This window comes from uncultured Caldilinea sp. (assembly GCF_937128415.1).
In the GTDB taxonomy this organism is placed as follows: domain Bacteria; phylum Chloroflexota; class Anaerolineae; order Caldilineales; family Caldilineaceae; genus Caldilinea.
The window spans coordinates 30001-48540 of sequence record NZ_CAKZMJ010000024.1; the positions used below are offsets into that span (position 1 = coordinate 30001).

12 protein-coding genes (1 of these 12 only partly in view) are annotated in these 18540 nt (G+C 62.8%); all 12 read right to left on the bottom strand.

Annotated features, from left to right (window positions below; translation table 11 throughout):
• Window positions 1-2249, bottom strand: the 5' portion of a protein-coding gene (gene ppc, locus Q0367_RS02970; protein WP_297634911.1) for a phosphoenolpyruvate carboxylase. The gene continues 508 nt to the left of window position 1, outside the view; the window shows 2249 of its 2757 coding nt (coding positions 1-2249); its start codon is at window positions 2247-2249; its stop codon lies beyond the left edge, outside the window.
• A gap of 17 nt (window positions 2250-2266) precedes the next feature.
• A complete protein-coding gene (gene leuB, locus Q0367_RS02975; RefSeq protein ID WP_297634908.1) occupies window positions 2267-3349 on the bottom strand; it encodes a 3-isopropylmalate dehydrogenase in 1083 nt (360 codons plus the stop codon).
• A gap of 267 nt (window positions 3350-3616) precedes the next feature.
• A complete protein-coding gene (locus Q0367_RS02980) occupies window positions 3617-4477 on the bottom strand; it encodes a cyclase family protein (RefSeq protein WP_297634904.1) in 861 nt (286 codons plus the stop codon).
• Window positions 4478-4990: 513 nt separating this feature from the next.
• Window positions 4991-9280 carry a ScyD/ScyE family protein gene (locus Q0367_RS02985; RefSeq protein ID WP_298980876.1) on the bottom strand — a complete coding sequence of 1430 codons (4290 nt, stop codon included), beginning with the start codon at window positions 9278-9280 and terminating at the stop codon, window positions 4991-4993.
• Window positions 9281-9376: 96 nt separating this feature from the next.
• Window positions 9377-10759, bottom strand: coding sequence for an ABC transporter substrate-binding protein (locus tag Q0367_RS02990; protein WP_298980879.1), 1383 nt, complete (start codon window positions 10757-10759; stop codon window positions 9377-9379).
• Window positions 10760-10862: 103 nt separating this feature from the next.
• The gene (locus Q0367_RS02995) at window positions 10863-11726 is read right to left on the bottom strand and encodes a carbohydrate ABC transporter permease (protein ID WP_298980881.1); all 864 of its coding nucleotides are present in this window, start codon (window positions 11724-11726) and stop codon (window positions 10863-10865) included.
• Window positions 11723-12685, bottom strand: coding sequence for a carbohydrate ABC transporter permease (locus tag Q0367_RS03000; RefSeq protein ID WP_298980883.1), 963 nt, complete (start codon window positions 12683-12685; stop codon window positions 11723-11725). Before Q0367_RS03000 ends, Q0367_RS02995 begins: the two co-directional genes overlap by 4 nt.
• 365 nt (window positions 12686-13050) lie before the next feature.
• Complete coding sequence (locus tag Q0367_RS03005; protein WP_298980886.1) at window positions 13051-13386, bottom strand: Zn-ribbon domain-containing OB-fold protein; 336 nt, start codon at window positions 13384-13386, stop codon at window positions 13051-13053.
• Window positions 13386-13604: a zinc ribbon domain-containing protein gene (locus Q0367_RS03010; protein ID WP_297634885.1), complete on the bottom strand. Its 219-nt coding sequence runs from the start codon at window positions 13602-13604 to the stop codon at window positions 13386-13388. The genes Q0367_RS03005 and Q0367_RS03010 overlap by 1 nt, the downstream gene beginning before the upstream one ends.
• A gap of 261 nt (window positions 13605-13865) precedes the next feature.
• A complete protein-coding gene (locus Q0367_RS03015) occupies window positions 13866-15557 on the bottom strand; it encodes a complex I subunit 5 family protein (RefSeq protein WP_298980888.1) in 1692 nt (563 codons plus the stop codon).
• Window positions 15554-17050, bottom strand: a complete 1497-nt coding sequence (locus tag Q0367_RS03020; protein WP_298980890.1) for a proton-conducting transporter membrane subunit — start codon at window positions 17048-17050, stop codon at window positions 15554-15556. Before Q0367_RS03020 ends, Q0367_RS03015 begins: the two co-directional genes overlap by 4 nt.
• A complete protein-coding gene (locus tag Q0367_RS03025) occupies window positions 17050-18540 on the bottom strand; it encodes a complex I subunit 5 family protein (RefSeq protein ID WP_298980892.1) in 1491 nt (496 codons plus the stop codon). Before Q0367_RS03025 ends, Q0367_RS03020 begins: the two co-directional genes overlap by 1 nt.

Genomic DNA, 18540 nt, shown 5'->3' on the forward strand with positions numbered 1-18540 from the left:
CAGGGGATCGCTCGCAGGTCGCTGATGTCTTGCGTGGCCTTGCGCCGCGCCGGTCGCGAGCCGATGTTGAGTGCGCCGATATGGTTGATCGGAGTCGCTTCGTGAAAATAGGTGATGAAGCCCGGTTTCGTGACCAGCGAACGGTATTTGTGGAACGCAATGTCGCTCAGTTTGTCCATGCGTTGCGCCCATTCCTCCTCTTTGGGGAATTGCGGGCGTTTGCCTGCAGTCAGGATCACGGCGTTGACCAACTGCTCCAGATGGCGACGCGCCAGCGCAAAGTTGGAATAGCGCGTGCTGATCACCTCTCCCTGTTCGGTCAGGCGCACGCGTCCGCGCACCGATTCGGGCGGCTGCGCCAGAATGGCGCGATTGGCCGGGCCGCCGCCGCGCCCCAACGTGCCCCCGCGACCGTGGAAGAGCGTAAGCTGAACGTTGAACTGATCGCACAGCCGCGCCAGCGTGCGCTGCGCCAGGAAGAGCATCCAGTTGGCGCGCAGGTAGCCGCCGTCTTTGTTGGAGTCGCTGTAGCCGATCATCACCTGTTGTCGCCAACCGCGCATTTCGAGGTGACGACGATAGGCGGGGTTTTCAAAGAGCGTCGCCATGATCTGCGCCGCAGCGTCGAGGTCGCTGACCGTCTCAAAAAGGGGCACAATGTCGATGCGCCCCATCAGGCCGGCGTCCTTGGCGAGCAGCAACACTTCCAGCACGTGGCTCGCCGAATTGGTCATGCTGATGATGTAGGTCTGCACTGCATCTTCGTCGATCTCATGCTTGGCGCGTCGCATCAGGCGGAAGAGGGCCACCGTCTCGTTGGTCGGCTCTGAAAAATGAAGTTGGGCGGTCAGCGGCCGCGGGTTGTGAATCTCGCGCGTGAGCACGCCGATCTTATCGGCTTCACTCAATGCCTGATAATCGGCGAAGATGCCATAGGTGGCGAAGATTTCAGCGATGGCCTCGCGGTGGCGAGATGAATGCTGTCGGATGTCGAGCGTCGCCAGGTGAAAGCCGAAGACCTCCACCTGACGGATCAGCTTCGCCAAACGACCGCGCGCCAGGCGCTCCCCCTTGTTCGCCAGCAGGCTGCGCTCGATGATGCGCAGATCGTTCATGAACTCATCCACATTGCGGTACGCGCGTGGGTTGCGCTCGCGGTCGTCCCAAGGGCGCTCATTTTCGGCGCGCGTGGCGCGCAGCCGGCGGAACATCATGATCAGCTTCTGGCGATACGGCTCCATGCGGAAGCGCTCCAACACCTCGACTTCCTCTTCAGGCACCAGCTTGAAGTCCTCGGCGATGCTCGCTCGCAGCTCGTCGCTGATGCTGACGCGCGTGGTCGCCGGGATCAGGTGCTGATACAGCTCGTCGATGGCGATGTTGTATTGCTTGAGCACCGTCTCCTTCATGGCGCGCAACGCCTCTTCGGTCACGCTCAGGGTGACATTGGGGTTGCCGTCGCGATCGCCCCCGATCCAGGAGCCGTAGCGCAGGAAGGGTGGAATCCGGAACTTGACGCCCGGATAGACCTCCGCCAGGCTGCGCTCGAGCTCTTCATAGATCTTGGGGATCAGCTTGAAGATAGTGACCTCGTAAAAGTAAAGGCCGGTGCGCACCTCGTCCATCACGGTCGGCGGTCGATCGCGCGTCTCGTCGCTCTGCCAGAGCAGGGCGATGTCCTCGCGTAGCTGCTCCCGCAGCTCCCGTTCTTCGCTGGGCAGAAGCCCCGGCGTGGTGATCTGCTCGAGCGTGTCGCTGATGGTGCGCAGTTTGTTGAGGATCGTCTGGCGTTTGGTCTCGGTGGGATGCGCCGTGAGCACCGGCACCACGTAGAGGTTGTCCAGGATGCGCTGCACGTCCTCTGCAGACAACCCTTCGTCGCGTAAACGGGCGATCGACTCGTAGAGCGTCTCGCGCATCGGCACGCCGGTCATCTGCGCCTCGCGGGCGCGATCGCGCAAAATCTCGATGCGCTGTTCGTCCTCGGCCAGGTTGACCAACTGGAAGTAAGTCGTAAAGGCTTTGAGCACCGCAAAGGTGCGCGGCAGGTCCTCGATGAGCGAAGGCATCAGGGCTTTAATGGCCTCGCCCGCCGATGCATCGCCGGCGCGCCAGGCTTTGGCCAGGCCGCGGATCTGCTCTTCTAATTCAAAGACCGCCTGCCCTTCCTGCTCGATGATAGTTTCGCCGAGCATGTCACCGAGCAGGTGAATATTGGCGCTGAGTCGTTGTTGTTGCGCTTCGTTCATAAACAATTTCTAATGTCTTAAATTCTTGCCGCTACAAGGTCACCCATGACGCCGGTTCCCACAACTTCGCAGCCCGGGTCGGCGATGTCGCCGGTGCGCACGCCGGCGGCCAACACTTCGTCCACCGCGCGCTCGACCGCCTGCGCCTCGGCTTCCAACCCCAGGCTATGGCGCAACAGCATCGCCACGCTCAAGATGGTCGCCAGCGGATTGGCGACGCCCTTGCCGGCGATGTCGGGCGCGCTGCCGTGGATCGGTTCATACAATCCCAGTGGAAGGCCGTGGCTATTTTGCTTGTCGCCCAGGCTGGCGGAGGGGAGCATCCCCATAGAGCCGGCCAGCATGGAGGCTTCATCGGTGAGAATGTCGCCGAAGAGGTTTTCCGCCACGATCACGTCGAAGGCGGCGGGGCGGCGGATCAGGTGCATCGCCATGGCGTCCACCAGCACATGCTCCAGCTTGACGTCCGGATACTCCTTCATCACGTCGATGGTGACGCGGCGCCACAGCCGGCTGGAGGCGAGCACGTTGGCCTTGTCCACGCTTGCCAGCTTTTTGCGTCGGCCGCGCGCCGCCTCTGCGGCCAGCCGCACCACGCGCTCGATCTCCGGCCGCGTGTAGAGCATGGTGTCGTAAGCTTCGTAGCCTTCCTCCCCTGCTTCCTTGCGCGGTCCGAAATAAGCGCCTCCCGTCAGCTCGCGGATGACCAGCAGGTCGGTCCCTTCCAACACCGACTCCTTGATCGTGCTGGCGTGAATCAGCTCTTTATGCACCTTCACCGGCCGCAAATTGGCGAAGAGATTAAGCGCCTTGCGCAGGGCCAGCAGGCCGCGCTCCGGTCGATCGGGCGCAGTGGGATTATCCCATTTCGGCCCGCCGACCGCCCCCAGCAACACCGCATCGGCCTGGAGACACGCCTCCACGGTGGCGTCGGGAAGGCTGGTGCCGAGTTGGTCGATGGCGCAACCGCCCATCAGTTGGTGGTCGTAGACAAAGGCGTGACCGAATTTTCGGCCTACGGCGTCGAGAATTTTCTTCCCTTCGTTGGTGACCTCTGGCCCGATCCCGTCTCCGGCCAGCACGACGATTCTGGCTTGCATAACCGCTCTTTCTGAAAATGCATCCATGTTTTTGCGCGCTCGGGGTGGATAAACAGCGGAGACGCAAAGGCAAAGGCTTTCCTCTGCATCTTTGCGTCTCCGCCCCATTGCGCCTTGAATGGCACATATGATACGCCAGAACGGCGAATATCGCCAGAAAAGCGCCAGGAGGATCGTGATATTGTTTGCGCAGTGCTGCGTGTTGCGTGTTGCGTAGAGCGAGATTCTTGTTGTGAATCTTTACGGAACACGCACCACGCAATAGTTTCACAGCAGCGCGAAAATGCGCGATGGCCCGCCCGTGGCGCCCGCAATGGTGGGGCCGCCGACGATGGCGATGGCGCCGGTGGGCGGCAGCAGCCCCAGGTTCGCCACGTTCTCGATGCCCCACTTGTTGGCGGGCAGCCAGCGATAGTGCACGGCGAAATCCGCCGAAGGGCCGTAGTCGAGGCTGAGCGTGTCCACGAAGATGCCCTTGACGTTGCGTTCGCTCAACAACATCTCGATGGCCTCGATATGAAAGCCGGGGAAATGCATCACGCCGCTGTCGTCGACGTTGCGGAATTTTTCCGTCGTCACAAAGGCGTCCCAGCCACTGTACATCGCCACGATGGCGCCGTCTGGCAAGGGGCCATGCTGACTTTCCCAGGCTGCGATGTCGTCTGGCGTGAGCTGGGCGTCGGGGTTTTCCTCGGCCTTGGCGCGAATGTCGATCACCGCCAGCGGTCCCAGTAAATCTTCCGCCGGAATCTGGTCGGCGCTGAGGCCGTCCGAGAAATGGAAGGGCGCATCCATGTGGGTGCCGGTGTGCTCGACCAAGAGCCAGCGATACATGTTGTAGCCGTCGTTGGCCAGCGTCACCAGCGTCTCCATCTCCAACTGCGGGTCGCCGCCGAAGGTGGGGAAATCAGGGGCGAGGGTGTGGGTCAGATCGACGATGCGACTGAAGCTATGCTTTCCGGCCATGGCGCCGACCGCCGCGGCGGCGCTGCCGGCGGGGGGCGTGGCCGAGACCGGCGCACAGCCCGCCAGCGCAGCCACGCCGATCATCCCTGCAGCCGCCCGCAAAAAATTGCGTCGAGCGACTGCCTCTGAAGCAATCTTCTTTGTGCAAGCAGGAACGCACATGTTTATATCCTCCTTTGCTGGAACGAGAACGCACGATTTTGAGGCGGGAATGCTGGCGATTATAGAACGACTGAGGGGCGGTCTCAAATCGAGAAAAAATCTCGCTTGATTGGCGCTTTGCGGTTGGTGCAACGTAGGGGAGGAGGCCCTCACCCCCCGGCCCCCTCTCCCAAGGCTGGGAGAGGGGGAGGAGGATGCATCGTAAGGGCGGCTCGCAGCCGCCCGTCCTCGGCAGACCAACAACGTTTGGGAAAATAGCGGCTCGCAGCCGCCCGTCCCTAGCCAATCACGAGGTTGGGGGACGGCCAACGAAGACCGGTTCGCCGTAGGGGAGGAGGCCCTCACCCCCCAACCCCCTCTCCCAAGGCTGGGAGAGGGGGAGGAGGATGCATCGTAGGGGCGGCTCGCAGCCGCCCGTCCTCGGCAGACCAACAACGTTTGGGAAAATAGCGGCTCGCAGCCGCTCATCCCTGGCAGACCAACAACGTTTGAAAAAACAGAATAGGGACGACCTCACGGTGGCGCCAGCAGGATTCTCTGATTGGCTGCTACATTTTCCAGGCTCGTCTCCGCACCGTTGGGCCAGCGCACGGCGACGCGCCTTACGTGCGTCGCCTTTCCCAGGCCAAAGTGCAGCCGCGCATCTTCAGAAGCCAGGTAGCTGCTGCCGACGTGCACCTCGCCCACCAATCGCCGACCGTCGGGAAGCTCTACGGTGACCTGCGCACCCGGATGCACGCCGCCGAGATCGACCTGCAGCCAGGCGCCGACAGCGCCGCTGCTTTTGAGCAACACCAGATCGCCTGCGATCTGGCTGATGGCGATGTCGGGCGCTCCGTCGTTGTCGAAGTCCGCCAGCGCGCTGCCGCGACCGAGCAGCGGACCCAGCTCTTTCAGCCCGACCTGCTGCGTCCATTCGATGAAGTGGCCGGGGCGGTCTGAAGGGCCGTCGAGGCTCCAGGTGCGATTGCGATAGTAGCGCACCAGCTCGGGGTCGGTCTCCAGGTTGGTGACCGGCACGCGGCCATTGACGATCAGCAGGTCGCGGTCGGTGTCGTTGTCGAGGTCGACGAGATGCGTTCCCCAGCCGGTCATGCCGTTGCCCAGTCCGCTGAGGCCGATGCGGAAGGTGCTGTATTGGAAGGTGATCGGCCCACCCGGCTCGGTGGTGTTGCGATAGAGCGCGTTCAGCTCGCGCTCCCAGTTGGTGATGAAAAGGTCGAAGCGCCCGTCGCCGTCGTAGTCGCCGGAGGCCACGCCCATGCCGGAGCCGGTGTCGCCGACGTCCGCCGAGTGGGTGACGTCTACAAAACGGAAGCCGAGGCGCTCTGGGTCGGCCTCGACGCCCCCCGGCCAGGGGTCGTTGCGATAGAGGCGATTGGGGTGGCCGTCGTTGGCGATGTAAAGGTCGAGGTCGCCGTCGTTGTCCACGTCGGTGAAGATGGCGCCAAGCGTGCGCTCCTCCTTGACGAGGCCGGCGCTCAGCGTGACCTCCTCGAAGACCACCCGTCCGTCTGCGTCCAACCCACGGTGGAGATAGAGTCGGTCGGGGATGCCGTAGTAGTCCTGTGGGAAGGCGCCGACAGGCTTGGGAATTTTGCGTTTGAAGTCGATGTAGCCGCCGACGAAGAGGTCGAGCCAACCGTCGCCGTTGAGATCGGCGACGGCGGCTGCGCTGCTCCATTCGGGCGCGTCGACGCCGGCTGCGGCTGCGCCCTCCTGGAAGGTTCCGTCGCCTTTGTTCCAGAGCAAAGCGTTGGCGCCATAGGCGGTGACGTAGAGATCGACCCAGCCGTCGTTGTTGAAATCCGCCGCAATGCAGCCGTTGCCGCGCATCGTCAGCCCTGCGCCCGAGGCGGCGGTGACATCCTCAAAGCGGCCGCCCACGTTGCGATAGAGGCGATTGTGCGGCAGGCCGCCATTTTGTAGCCAGAAATCGGTTTCCTGCACAGCATAGGAGTTGACGACGTACAGATCGAGCCAGCCGTCGTTGTCGTAGTCGATCCAGCAGAGGCCGCCGCCCATCGCCGCCACCATGTCCTGGTGGATGGCAGTGCGAAAGGCGCCGTGGCGGAAGTCGAGGCCGACCTCCGCAGCCACGTTGCGCAGGATCACGTCACCGGTCGCGTTTTCGTTAATTGGAGCGATTGTTTGCGGCGGGGGCGCTACAGCCGCCTCGATGTGGGGCGCCTGCACCTGCTGCGAGGGCGCGTCTGCGGGCAGTGGGTCGAGCGGCAGCCCGCTGGGGACAGCGTCCGGGATCAGGTGCATCAAGTTTTTAGCGGCTGGATCCGTCAGCGCCTCCAGGAAAGCGACAAGATCGGCCACGTCCTGTTCGTTCAGCGGCAACCCGTTGCGCAGTAAGGGCGCCGCAGAGCCGAGCTGCCGCTCCGGCGCAAAGGGCTGCACGCTGCTGTACAGGTCGGGCGGGACGCCGTTGACGCTGGGGTCATAGCTGAGCACGCTGTTCAGCGGGTCGGCATGGTGCCAGATGGCGGCCTCCAGCGTGGCGAAGGCGCCGTTATGAAAATAAGGCGCGGTCAGCGCAACGTTGCGTAGGCTGGGTGTGCGGAAGGCGAAGCGATCGCGCGCGTCGAAGGTGACGTTGGCGCGGCCCCAGTCCTCGCGGCGGCTGTAGCCGTTGCCTTTGCCGGGGCCAAGTTGCGGCGCCAGCAGGTTATGAAAGGCGTGGTCGGTGAAGAGATCGCCGCTGTGACAGGCGGCGCAGTTCACCCGCTCATCGAGCGCACCGAAAAAGAGCAGCGCGCCGCGCTTTTGTTGCTCGCTGAGCGCGTTGGCTTCTCCGCGCACATAGGCGTCCCAGGGAGCGTCGGTGAAGATCAGCGTGCGTTCAAAGGCGGCCAGCGCCTCGACCAGGCGCTCGATCGTCACCGGCTCGGCGGCGGGGGCGTCGGGCGCATCGAACGCCTTGCGAAAGAGGTCGACGTAGGTCGGGTTGGCGCGCAGCCGCTCGACCAGGGCGCGGCGAATCTGGTGAGGAGGCAGGCCGCCGAGCGTGGCGCCGGCCATCTCATGCAGGCTCGTGACCGGAAAGAGCGCCTGCGCAGTGAGGGCGTCGTCGAGCGCCAGCTCGTTGACCACGCGCTCCAGCGTCTTGATCTGACCGGCGTAGGGCTGGACGCGGCCGTCCCAAAATTGCAGCTCCATCAGCGCGCTGTTGAGGATCGTCGGGCTGTTGCGCGGCACGAACTGGCCGATGAAGGGGTTGTGCACCCAGTCATCTGCGCGGGCCGCCAATCGCCGCACGTTGCCCGCCTCTTGCGCCAGCTCCACTTCCTCCACAAAGACGCGCGAGGGCCCCAATCCCTGACCGCCGGTTCCGATGGGCAGCACGCGTCCGTCCGCCATGGCGAAGGCGGGGTGATGGCAGGTGGCGCAGGCGATGTTGCGATCTCCCGACAAGATCGGGTCGAAGAAGAGCAGGCGGCCCAGTTCGGCGCGCGCCGGATCGACCTGCGCCATGTTGCGGCCGGGGTTAGGGCGCAAATCCAGCGTTTGAATCAGCCGCCGCAACGCTTCATCGTACGCCTCGGGGGCGATGGAGACGCGGCCGCTTTCCTGGGGCGCTGCAGCCTTTTCCTTGGCGGACTCGTCTTGAGGGCGATTCCCGACTGCGTCTCCGTTCCTCCCTCTCTCCGGTTCCTCGCTTTCACCCCCTCCAAAAGTCACGCGCAGAACGCGACCGGGAAACACCTCGCTGATGTAGAGCGAGCCGTCGGGCGCAGGCAAGACGGCGCCGGGAAAGTTCAGTTTGTCGATCACGGTTTCGAGTTGGCAGCCTTCGCGCAGGCCGCGCGGCGTCAGGCAAGCGGGCGGCACGCGGCTGAGGCGGCCGCTGTTGACCTGGTAGCCGCTTCCGGTGAAGCAGGAGGCGCCAGGGGTGAACGTGGCGAATTCGAGCACCCAGAGCGATCCGTCCGGCCCAAACGCCACGTCGATGGGCATGTTGAGGCCGTCGAGCACGGTGCGCTGGTTGCGTTGCAGATCGACGGCGACGACCTGCCCGACGCCGGCCGGATAGGGGCAGCCGCCCGTCAACGTCACCAGATACTCCTCGCCGAAGCGCTCGATCCCCGTCGGCACGGCCTCCACGGTCTGCACGGGGTTGTTCGGATCGACCAGAGGGTCAAAGCGATGGAAGAAGCGCGTCGTCCCGTCAGGATTTTCGATGGCGACGCCGTTGCCGCTGGCGTCGGTCACGACCGGGCGACCGTCGGGCGAGAAGGTCATGTCGAAGGGGTTGATCAACATGACATTGTTGAGCCGCCGCATCGCCTGCCCCAGCGCGTCAGGGGTGAACGGCGTCTGCGGCAGCGCGGCTTTCGGCGGCGACGCCGGCCGCAGCACCTGTTCGAGCGGCAGCGTCCACAGGTGGCCGGCCCCGAAATTGCCGACGTAGATCAGGGAGCCATCGCCTTTGACGCCCACCAGATTGGCACCGGCGAGGTCGCCTGAATCGCGCGAGGAGGGAAGCCCCGAGACCAACCGCCCAATTTCGCCGTCGACCGTGATCAACGTCACGCCGGCGCTGTCATCGCGCTTGCCGGTGCCCTCCTCGGCCACGAGCAGGCTGCCGTCCGGCAACAGCGCCAGCCCCAACGGCGCAAAAAGGCCATCGGCGACGACTTCAATGCGCGGCGGCGGCAGCGGTTGCGGCTTGCCGACGCTGAGCGCCTTGCTCGCACAGGCAGAGGCGGTTGCGCTGGCCATGGCGAGAACACCCAAGCAGAGCAAGGAGCGCATCCAGAATGGCAGGCTTGCCCAGGCAATGCGACGTTTCATTGCTATTCACCTACCCAGGGGACGAGATGTCTGCTCGCTGAAATGTGGGCGAGAGGCTTGTCGCCCCTCGCCCTGGAATCATCGGTTGCTGTAGGCTTACTCGAAGAATGCGTTGTAATTTTCCAGCTCCGCATTGGCCTTGACGGCGGCCTCGTTGAGGGCGTCCTGCGGCGAGAGCCCGTCGTTCAGCACGCGGCTGTAGGTCTCGACGATAATGCGGCGGATGGCCGGGAAGGGGCCGGCGCGGCCGCCCAGCACGGCGTAGTTCGGCGTGCCGTCATCCAACACGGTGCGGGTCGTCACGAGCTGGTCGATGGCGGTGCGGAAGTTGGGGTTGTCGGTCCAGAACTGCAGCAGCTCCGGGTCCTCCAACAGCTCGACGCGCACCGGGAAGTAGCCGGTCGCCATGTGCCAGTCCTTCTGCTGCGGCAGGTCGGCCATGAACTTCATGAACTGCCAGGCGGCGTTGTTGATGGCGGGGTCGCCGGAGTCGATCAGCCACAGGGCTGCGCCGCCCAACACGACGCCGTTGCGCTCGCTGCTGTCGGCGTGCGGGATGAAGGCCGTGCCGACCTTGAACTCCGCCTTCTGGATCAGAGAGACGTCAGAGGTGGAGTCGAACTCGATGGCGGCCTGGCGGGTCAGGAAGGTGCTGTCGGTCTCCGTCCAGGTGTTGTTCAGGTTGGGAGCGTAGCCTTCCTTGACGAGGTCGGTCAGGTGCGTGAAGACCTCGACGCCCTTATCCTGGTTGAAAAGCACTTCGGTCGGTCGCGCCGTGCGTCCATTGTTGTTGTTGAAGTAAAGGCCGCCGCTGTTGGCCAGATATTGCTCGAACTCCCAGCCGACCTGACCAAAGGTGAAGCAGTAGGGCGCCACCTGCGCAGCCAGCAGCTTGTCGCACAGCGCCTTGAACTCCGAGAACTTCAGGCTGCCCTGCGGCGGCTCGACGCCGGCGGCCTCGAACATCTCGGCGTTGTAGTAGAGCAGGGGCGTGCTGCTGTTGAAGGCCATCGCCACCATGCCGTTCTCGTCCGAATAGTATTCGCGCACAGCCGGAATGAAGACGCTCGGGTCAAAGCCGTCGGCCTCCATCAACTGCCAGGCCGGCACGAGACGTCCGGTGTCGAACATCGTCTGCGAGGAGAGGTCGAAGTTTTGGACGATGTTCGGAGTGCCGCCGCTCTCAAAGGAGGCCAGGAGCGCGTTGTAGGTGTCGTCGTACGAGCCCTGGTAGGTGGCGTTGACGAACACCGCATCCTGGCTGGCGTTGAAGCGATCGACCAGCATCTGCACCGTTTCGCCGAGGTTGCCGCCCATGGCGTGCCAAAATTCGATGGTGATCTTTTCGGTCGGCGCAGCCGCTTGCGGGGCCTCCTGCGCAGGCGCCGAGGGCGCGCTGGGCGCCACCGGCGCGGCGCACGCCGCCGCCACAATGGCGATGATCAGGATAAGCGTCAGAATACTCCATCTCTTGTTCACAGTTTCCTCCTGGTAATCTTGATAAAATGATTCTGGATACCGACAGTTGATGATTCACAGCCCATCGGGCTGGATATCCACAAGCGCATCGAAGGCGAGCCGCTCACCCTTTCAAGCCAGTCATGGCGATGCCGCGCACAAGCTGCTTTTGGGCGAACAGAAAGACCAGCAAGGCGGGCAGGATGGCGATGACCGAGCCGGCCATCACCGGCCCCCAGTCCGCCCCACGGTCGAGCGTGCTCATAAAGTAGCGGATGCCGATCTGCAACGTGCGCATTTCCACCTTGCTGGTGATGATGAGCGGCCAGAGGTATTGATTCCAGGCGCTGAGAAAGGCGAAAATGGCGAAGGCGCCGATCGAGCCTTTGCTCAGCGGCACGAGCACGGTCCACAGGTAGCGCCAGTTGCCGCAGCCGTCGATGCGGGCGGCGTCGTGAAAGTCCTTGGGCACGGTCAGGAAAAACTGGCGCAGCAAGAAAACGCCGAAGGCGCTGACCAGGAAAGGCGCCGTCAGCCCCATGTAGGTGTCTCCCCACCCGAGCGCCGAGACCAACTGGTAGTTCGGAATAAAGACCAGCTCAAAGGGCACCATCAGGCTGCCGATCACCAGATAGAAGAGGCCGTTGCGTCCTGGGAAATCAAGGATGGCGAAGGCGTAGGCGGCCATGATGCTGAAGATGACCTGCGCCAGCGTAATGATGCCCGACTGAATCGTCGAATTGAGCAGGAAGCGGCCAAAGGGATTGACGTTCCAGGCGACGATGTAGTTCTCGAACGTCCACTGTCGGGGCAAAATTTCTGGAGGGAAGACGATGATCTGCGATGGAATTTTGAAGCTGGTGAAAAAGGCGATAATGATGGGCAAAGAAATGATGAGCCCAATTCCTAGCAGAAGCAGATGCACGACGATGTCTTGGACGTGAATATGCAATCTGCGACGAGGTCGCTGCGTCTGTGTGGCAATCATTGGTAATGCACCCTCCGATTCGCCGCCGCGTAGTTGATAAAGGACATGATCACCACCAGGATGGCGAGCAGGTACGCCTGCGCCGAAGCAATCCCGCGCTGCGGCGTGCCGACGAAGGCGGTGTCAAAAATGCTGTAAACGAGCGTCATTGTGGCGCGGCCCGGCCCGCCCTGCGTCAAGATGTGAATCTCGCCGAACGCCTGGAAGCTGTAGATGATGTTGATGATCAGCAGAAAAAAGAGCGTCGGCGAGAGCAGCGGCAAGGTGATGTGGCGAATGCGCTGCAAAACGCCGGCCCCGTCCACCTTGGCGGCGTCGTAATAGCTTTCGTCGATGTTCTGCACGCCCGCCAGCGCAATGATGACGTTGAAGCCAAGTTGCCGCCAAGTGGTGGCGATGATCACGGCCACCAGCGCCCACTCTTTAGAGCCGAGCCAGTTGGGCGCCTGCTGCATGTTCTCGAATAGACCAAGCTGCACCATCCAGTAGTTGAGATAGCCGACCACCGGATGATAGAGCCAGCGGAAGAGCACGCCCGCCACGGCGCTGCTGATAATCACCGGCACGAAGATCAAGGCGCGATAGAACCACGCCATCTTGCCGAGCGGGTAAGAGAGCAGGATCGCCAACACCACCGCCAATGCAATGCCGGTGGGCACCGTGCCCAACACAAACAGGAGCGTGATGCGCACGCTATCCCAGTAGTCCGGGCTGGTGAGCAAAGTGCGGTAGTTGTCGAAGCCGACGAAGCGCATCACATTGCCGAACGGCGCAATCCGATGCAGGCTTAGGTGAAATGAGGTGAAGATCGGGATGAAGACGAAAATTAACAGGCCAAAGAGCGTCGGCGCCAGATATAAATAAGCCTCGACGGTCGGCCATATCTTGCGCCGCCATTTCGCCTGTCCAGTTGCCGTCCTATGCAAAGACAGCGGCTGATTCAGTGTGCTTTGCGACATATTCGATTCCATTAGAGTGAGTAGAGGGAGCTGAAACTGTCAGAGCGACTGTACAAACGGTTGTTATGTGTTCGCCAGCGATGCGCCAACAGTATACTCCAGCTTCGTCACTCTTTCAAACTTCTTTTTTATCTAAAGTGCGTTTTTAAGCTCAACCGATGCTTCTGGCAACAACATTTGCAGTCTATCCCGGCTATATTAAGCAGCTTGTGATGAAACGTTAACAGATTGTGATCGAACGGGTCCGTCGGAGGGTGCAGAGAATAGAAAAGGGACGCTTGCTGCAAGCGTCCCTTTCTTGAAAGGTCAGTGTTTTTGGACGTAACTTTAGAGGAGGTGTAGGCTGCGCCGCTCTCCACCCTCTCCTATCGATTTGACTGCTGTCGATTCGTCAGCGCATCCGCCAGGATCGGGCGGAATTTATAACCGTAAATGATCTGGCCTTCTTCGCCTTCTTCACGCAGCTTGCGGGTCACCATCTCCACGCGCAGGCCGATCTTCACCTCTTGCGGGTCAACGTCGGTGAGCTGGGCGGTCACCATCGGACCCTCGTCTAATTTGATAAGTGCAATCGTATACGGCTTCTGATCTTCATAGCCGCGTGGGACGTTATACATGGTCGTGAAGCTGTACACTTCGCCCCGACCGCTCAGCCTGGCAGGAATGCCCTCCGGTCGGTTTTTGCCCAAGTGGCCGCTCATCAGTCATCTCCAACCATCATCGGCTGAGCGGCGACGGCGGGCATCATCGCATGGAAGTCAAACGCCGCCGCTGTGGAAAAGCGCTGCTCGCGCATCGGCTGATGGCAGTGTGGGCAAATTTGTCGCGGGGGAAAGACGGCGCGCTCGCAGTGGATGCACACCTCTCCCTGCAGACTATAACGCTGTTTCTTGGTTCGCCACATATTCGGAATCGCCATAATCCCTATCACCTCTTCACAAATATTCTTTGAATCGGAGCATCTCTTGCGACGGCCATAGGCCGCTTTCTCGTAAGCCCCTCGTCTAACTGCAATCTTACGCCGCACAGCATAGCCGCTTGGGGCTCTCAATTCCTATCTGCTCCGCTCTATGGTGAACTTGATAGGTTTTGACAGGCTTTCTTAAAAACTTTGTGGAAATATTGTGAAAGCTTTGGTGCGCCTTGGTGAAGGAGGAGCCGGTGATTCACGCTGTGGCGTTCATCCGATCGCTGCGCCGACCATCCACAACAACGCCAGCGTCAGCCCCAGCAGGGCCCCGCCGACCAACAGCCAGTTTGAACGCAGGCGCAGCTCCCAGCTCGCGGCAAGATCGGCGGCGGCGACCTGCCGTCGCCACATAGAGAAAGCTGCGACGAGGCGTCGCTCGCTGCCTTCAATCGAGTTTTGGGCGACGCGCAGCGCTTGGCTCAGGCGCACCGCCGCGGCGGCGTAGAGGACGAGCGCATCGCCTGCCGGCAGGGGAGACCAGGGGATGGAACGCGCGACCCAAGGCGCTACCGCCGCCGCCAGTGCGCCGACGAGCACCGGCCAGGTCGCCACCCACAGGCTGTCAGGTTTAAAGGCGTCGCGCACCGCCGAACCCGCCGAGGGCCAGACGAAGAGGACGCTCGCCACGCCGACGAGCAAGGCCAGCCAGGCCCCCCACATAACTTTGGGCGGCCTCTTGGCCTGCGGCGCAGTGGTCGCCATCAGCCACAAAAAGCGCGCCATCAACAGCGTCGTGCCGACTGCGGCCAACGGCAACAGCCCGTTCAGCAGCGCAGGCCAGCCGTCCGGCAGGGTGGCCGTCGCGGCTTTCAGCGCCGCTTTCGCCACCGCGCCGCTCGTCAACGGAAAGCCGGCCAGCGCCAGCGCCGGCAGCAGCAATGCAGCCACTGCCGCCCGGTTTACGCCGGCGAAGCCCACGCCGAGAAAGAGCGCGCCCTTGGCCAACCCATGATGCATCACGTACAGCAGCACGGCGGTCAGCGCCGCCTGATCCGTCCTGCCGGTGAGCAGCCATGCGCCGCAGGCGACCGTGATCAGGCCGATCTGGCTGATGCTGGAGTAGGCGAGCACCGTCTTTGCGTTGCGTTGGGTGACGCCGATCAGCGCGCCGTAAAACGCCGTGACCAGCCCGACGCCGATCAGAAAGCCGCCCCATTCCCCCAACGCGCCGACCGGATTCAAAAAGCGCAGCCAGCCGAGCACGCCCGCCTTGATCATGGCGCCGCTCAGGACGGCGCTGGCCGGGATGGGCGCCGCCGGATGGGCGAGCGGCAGCCATACGTGCAACAGGACGACGCCCGCCTTGACGCCGAAGCTGGCGAAGATCAACGCGGCGGCCAGGGGATCGGCGGCGGGATCGAGCGCCAAGGAGTTGGAGGCGATGAACAGCATCGCCAGGCCGGCGAAGAGCAGCACTTCCCCGATCATCACCAGGATGATGTAGACGCGCGCCGCCGTGCGCGCCTCCTCGTCGCCATTGTGCACGACCAGCCCGTAGGAGGCGAAGCTCATCAACGCATACCAGGTGTAGAACGACCCCATGTCCTGGGCGACGATCAACCCAAGGTTGCCCGTCATCGCCAGCAAGAAGTAGATGGAATAGCGCCAACGTTTGTTGTCTTTGGCCAGATAGCCGACGCCGAAGAGCGCCGCCAGCAGCCAGAGCAAGGCTGTGAAGAAGAGAAAGGTCTGGGCGACCTCGTCCATGCCGTAGCGGGCGCCCAACAACACCCAGGGCAGCTCCAGCGCCGTCCCCTTGGGCGTAGCCAGCGCTGCGACAAGCGCCGGCCCTGCTGCACTCGCGACCAGCCAGGGAGATGTGCGCGGACGCACCATATACGCCACGGCCAGGGCCAGGGGATAGAGCCAGGTTAGAATCAAGAGCGCCGCCAACGCCGTCATAGCCGGTACTCCAACAGGATCAGGAACTCAACCCAGCGCAGCAGCCCAAAGGGCATGTTGGCAAGCACGCCCAGCAACAGCACGAACGCGCCGGTGATCGCCGGGGGGAACAACAGCATCCAGTGCGTCTCCATCCGACCATAAAGATGCTCTTCAGGCCATGCGCCCTGTTGAGGCTTGAACCAGCCGCGGTAGAGGATGGGCAAAAAGTAGGCGGCGTTGAGCAGGCTGCTCGTCAAAAGAACGCCCAGCGCCCAGCCGTTCTCCGCCTGCAGGGAGCCAGCTCCCAGGAACCACTTGCTGATGAAGCCCGCCGTCGGCGGGACGCCGATCATCCCCAGCGCTGCGACCGTGAAAGCGGCCATGGTCAGCGGCATGCGTCGACCGACGCCGTCCATCTCGCTCACTTTGTGGATGCCCAGCGTCTCGGCGAAATTGCCGGCGCAGAAGAACAGCGTGATCTTCATGACGCCCTGATGCACGAGGTGCAGCAGGCCGCCGATGGCGCCAAACAGGCCGAAGGTCGCCGCGCCCAGGATGATGTAGGAGACCTGGCTCACCGTCGAATAGGCCAGCCGTTTTTTAAGGTCATCCTGATTGAGTGCAAAAAGCGAACCGACGATGATGGTGATCGCAGCGGCGATCAGCAGCGGATCGATGAGGCCGAGTTCATGCGCCAGATTGACGCCATAGAGGTCGTAAACAACGCGCACGATGCCGAACGCCCCTGCTTTGACCACGGCCACGGCGTGCAGCAACGCGCTCACAGGCGCCGGCGCCACCATCGCCCGCGGCAGCCAGCCATGCAGCGGAACCAACGCCGCCTTGACGCCGAACCCCACCATGAAGAAAGGGAAGAGCCAGCGCAGCGCCTCGGGCGACCGCGCTCCCACTGCATCCAGCGCGCCGCCGTCCACGAATTCCACCGGCCCGGCCAGGACGTGGAGGCCGATCACGCCGATCAACAGCACGACGCCGCCGCTCAACGTGTAGGCCAGATAAACGCGTCCGCCGTGCATCGCCTGGGGCGTGCCGCGATGCACCACCAGAGGATAGGTGCAGATCGTCAGCATCTCGTAGAAAATGAGAAAGGTCAACGGATTGCCCGCCAGGGCAATGCCCATGGTCGAGCTGACGCATAAAGAGAAGAAGCCGAAGAAGCGGCTGCGGTTCGGCGAATACTCCAGATAGCCGATGGCGTAGATGGTCGTCACAAGCCACAGGCTGGCGGACAGCACAATGAAGAGGACGGAGAGCGAATCTGCGCGCAACACCAGATCGATCTCCGGCAACAAGGGCAGCCGCGTCTCGTAGACCCTTCCTTCCAGCAGGCCGGGCACCATGATGGCGAGCAACGCCAGTTTGAGCAAGGCGCCGAAGAGATTGAGCACGGTGCGCGTCGTATGCGCCTCTTCCTCCAGAAAGAAGATCACCAGCCCCGGGGCAAACGAAGAGAGAAACAGGAGCAGCGGCAGAGAACTTTCCCAACCCATCATTCGATCCCTAACATCCCGATTGCACCGATGGAAAGCATCTCCATGACGGCGATGCCTGCAAAACTGAGCAGGAGCGCCAGCACGGCCAGGCTGAAGGCGGAAAGCGTCATCGTTTTGGGCGCCAGCGTCAGGCGGTGCAGCACCGCATCGTCCGGTTGGCGGAAGAGCGGGGCCACCACGCGCATGACGTAAATTGCAGCAAGCAGGCCGCCCGCCACAATGATGGCTGCGATGAGCCAGTCCCCGTGCGCCAGAGATGCGTCGAGCATGAACCATTTGGCGATGAAGCCGCCGCTAGGAGGCAACGCCGCCAGGCTCACCCCTGCCGCCCCAAAGGCGACCACCGCCAGCGGCTGCATTTCCATCAAGCCGCGCAGCGACGCAATGCGATCGTCGCCCGTGACCAGCTGAATGGCGCCGGCGCTGAGAAAGGCGGCGGCTTTGGCGCTGGCGTGCGCGAGAATGAAACAGACGATCCCGGTCAGCGCCAGCGCACTCTGCTCTTTCACGAAGAGCAGCGGCATGAGCAGGAAGAGATAGCCGATTTGCGCAACCGTGGAATAGGCGATCAGCAGTTTGAGGCGCGTCTGCCGGATCGCCTGCAGCGACCCCCAGAGGATGGCCACCCCACCCAACCCCATCAACAGGTAGGGCGCTCCTGTATGGCTGAGCGGATAAAAAATCTCCAGCCAGGCGCGCAGCAAAATGTAGAACGACCCCTTCACCACCAGCCCCGAAAGCAGCGCGCTGACCGGGGCGATGGCATTGGCGTGCGCAGGCGGCAACCAGAAGTGGAGCGGAAAGAGCGCCGTTTTCATCATCAGCCCGACGGTCATCAGCCCAGCGGCGGCGGCCAGCGAGGGCGCAGTCGTCACCCCTTTCTTCAGTTGGTCGATGTCGAGCACGCCGAATTCCCCATAGAGGAAGGCCACGCCCATCAGATAAAAGAGAGAGCCGGCCAGGCTCACCAGCAGGTAGCGCATGGCCGCCCGGAGCACGTCGGGCTTGCCCGCCAGCGCCGTCAACGCCACGGCCGCAAAGCTCACCAGCTCCAACGTCACGTAAAGGTTGAAAACGTCTCTGGAGAGGAAGAGCGCGTTGAGCGCCGACCAGAGAAAGAGCCAGAGCGGCCAGAAGGAGGCGTAGCGCTGCTTTGTCTCCTCGTTGTGGCCTGGGAAGTTGAAATAGCCGTAGGCGTAGAGCGCAACGGCTGCGCCGACCACAGCCGTCAACATCAGCATCAGCGCAGAAAGGCCGTCCGCCGCCAGATCGATGCCGAGCGGGGCGCCCCATCCTCCCACCGGGTGTCGCGTCGGGCCGTCGCGCACCAGCAATGCGCTCAGAAAGCCGACGGCGACAAACGTGATCGCGGCGCCGATCATCGTCACAAGGGGCGACATGCGTTGCGGCGCCAAAAAAGCGCACAATGCAGCCAGCAGAGGCGCCATGATCGCGACCGGAAGCCAGAAGGCCGCCTCGAAGATCAT

What these genes read in the sequence shown, in the direction of transcription:
- leuB (WP_297634908.1), bottom strand. Translation starts at nt 3,349, where the DNA reads ATGCAAGCCAGAATCGTCGTGCTGGCCGGAGACGGGATCGGGCCAGAG.
- Q0367_RS02980 (WP_297634904.1), bottom strand. Translation starts at nt 4,477, where the DNA reads ATGTGCGTTCCTGCTTGCACAAAGAAGATTGCTTCAGAGGCAGTCGCT.
- Q0367_RS02985 (WP_298980876.1), bottom strand. Translation starts at nt 9,280, where the DNA reads ATGAAACGTCGCATTGCCTGGGCAAGCCTGCCATTCTGGATGCGCTCC.
- Q0367_RS02995 (WP_298980881.1), bottom strand. Translation starts at nt 11,726, where the DNA reads ATGATTGCCACACAGACGCAGCGACCTCGTCGCAGATTGCATATTCAC.
- Q0367_RS03000 (WP_298980883.1), bottom strand. Translation starts at nt 12,685, where the DNA reads ATGTCGCAAAGCACACTGAATCAGCCGCTGTCTTTGCATAGGACGGCA.
- Q0367_RS03005 (WP_298980886.1), bottom strand. Translation starts at nt 13,386, where the DNA reads ATGAGCGGCCACTTGGGCAAAAACCGACCGGAGGGCATTCCTGCCAGG.
- Q0367_RS03010 (WP_297634885.1), bottom strand. Translation starts at nt 13,604, where the DNA reads ATGGCGATTCCGAATATGTGGCGAACCAAGAAACAGCGTTATAGTCTG.
- Q0367_RS03015 (WP_298980888.1), bottom strand. Translation starts at nt 15,557, where the DNA reads ATGACGGCGTTGGCGGCGCTCTTGATTCTAACCTGGCTCTATCCCCTG.
- Q0367_RS03020 (WP_298980890.1), bottom strand. Translation starts at nt 17,050, where the DNA reads ATGGGTTGGGAAAGTTCTCTGCCGCTGCTCCTGTTTCTCTCTTCGTTT.
- Q0367_RS03025 (WP_298980892.1), bottom strand. Translation starts at nt 18,540, where the DNA reads ATGATCTTCGAGGCGGCCTTCTGGCTTCCGGTCGCGATCATGGCGCCT.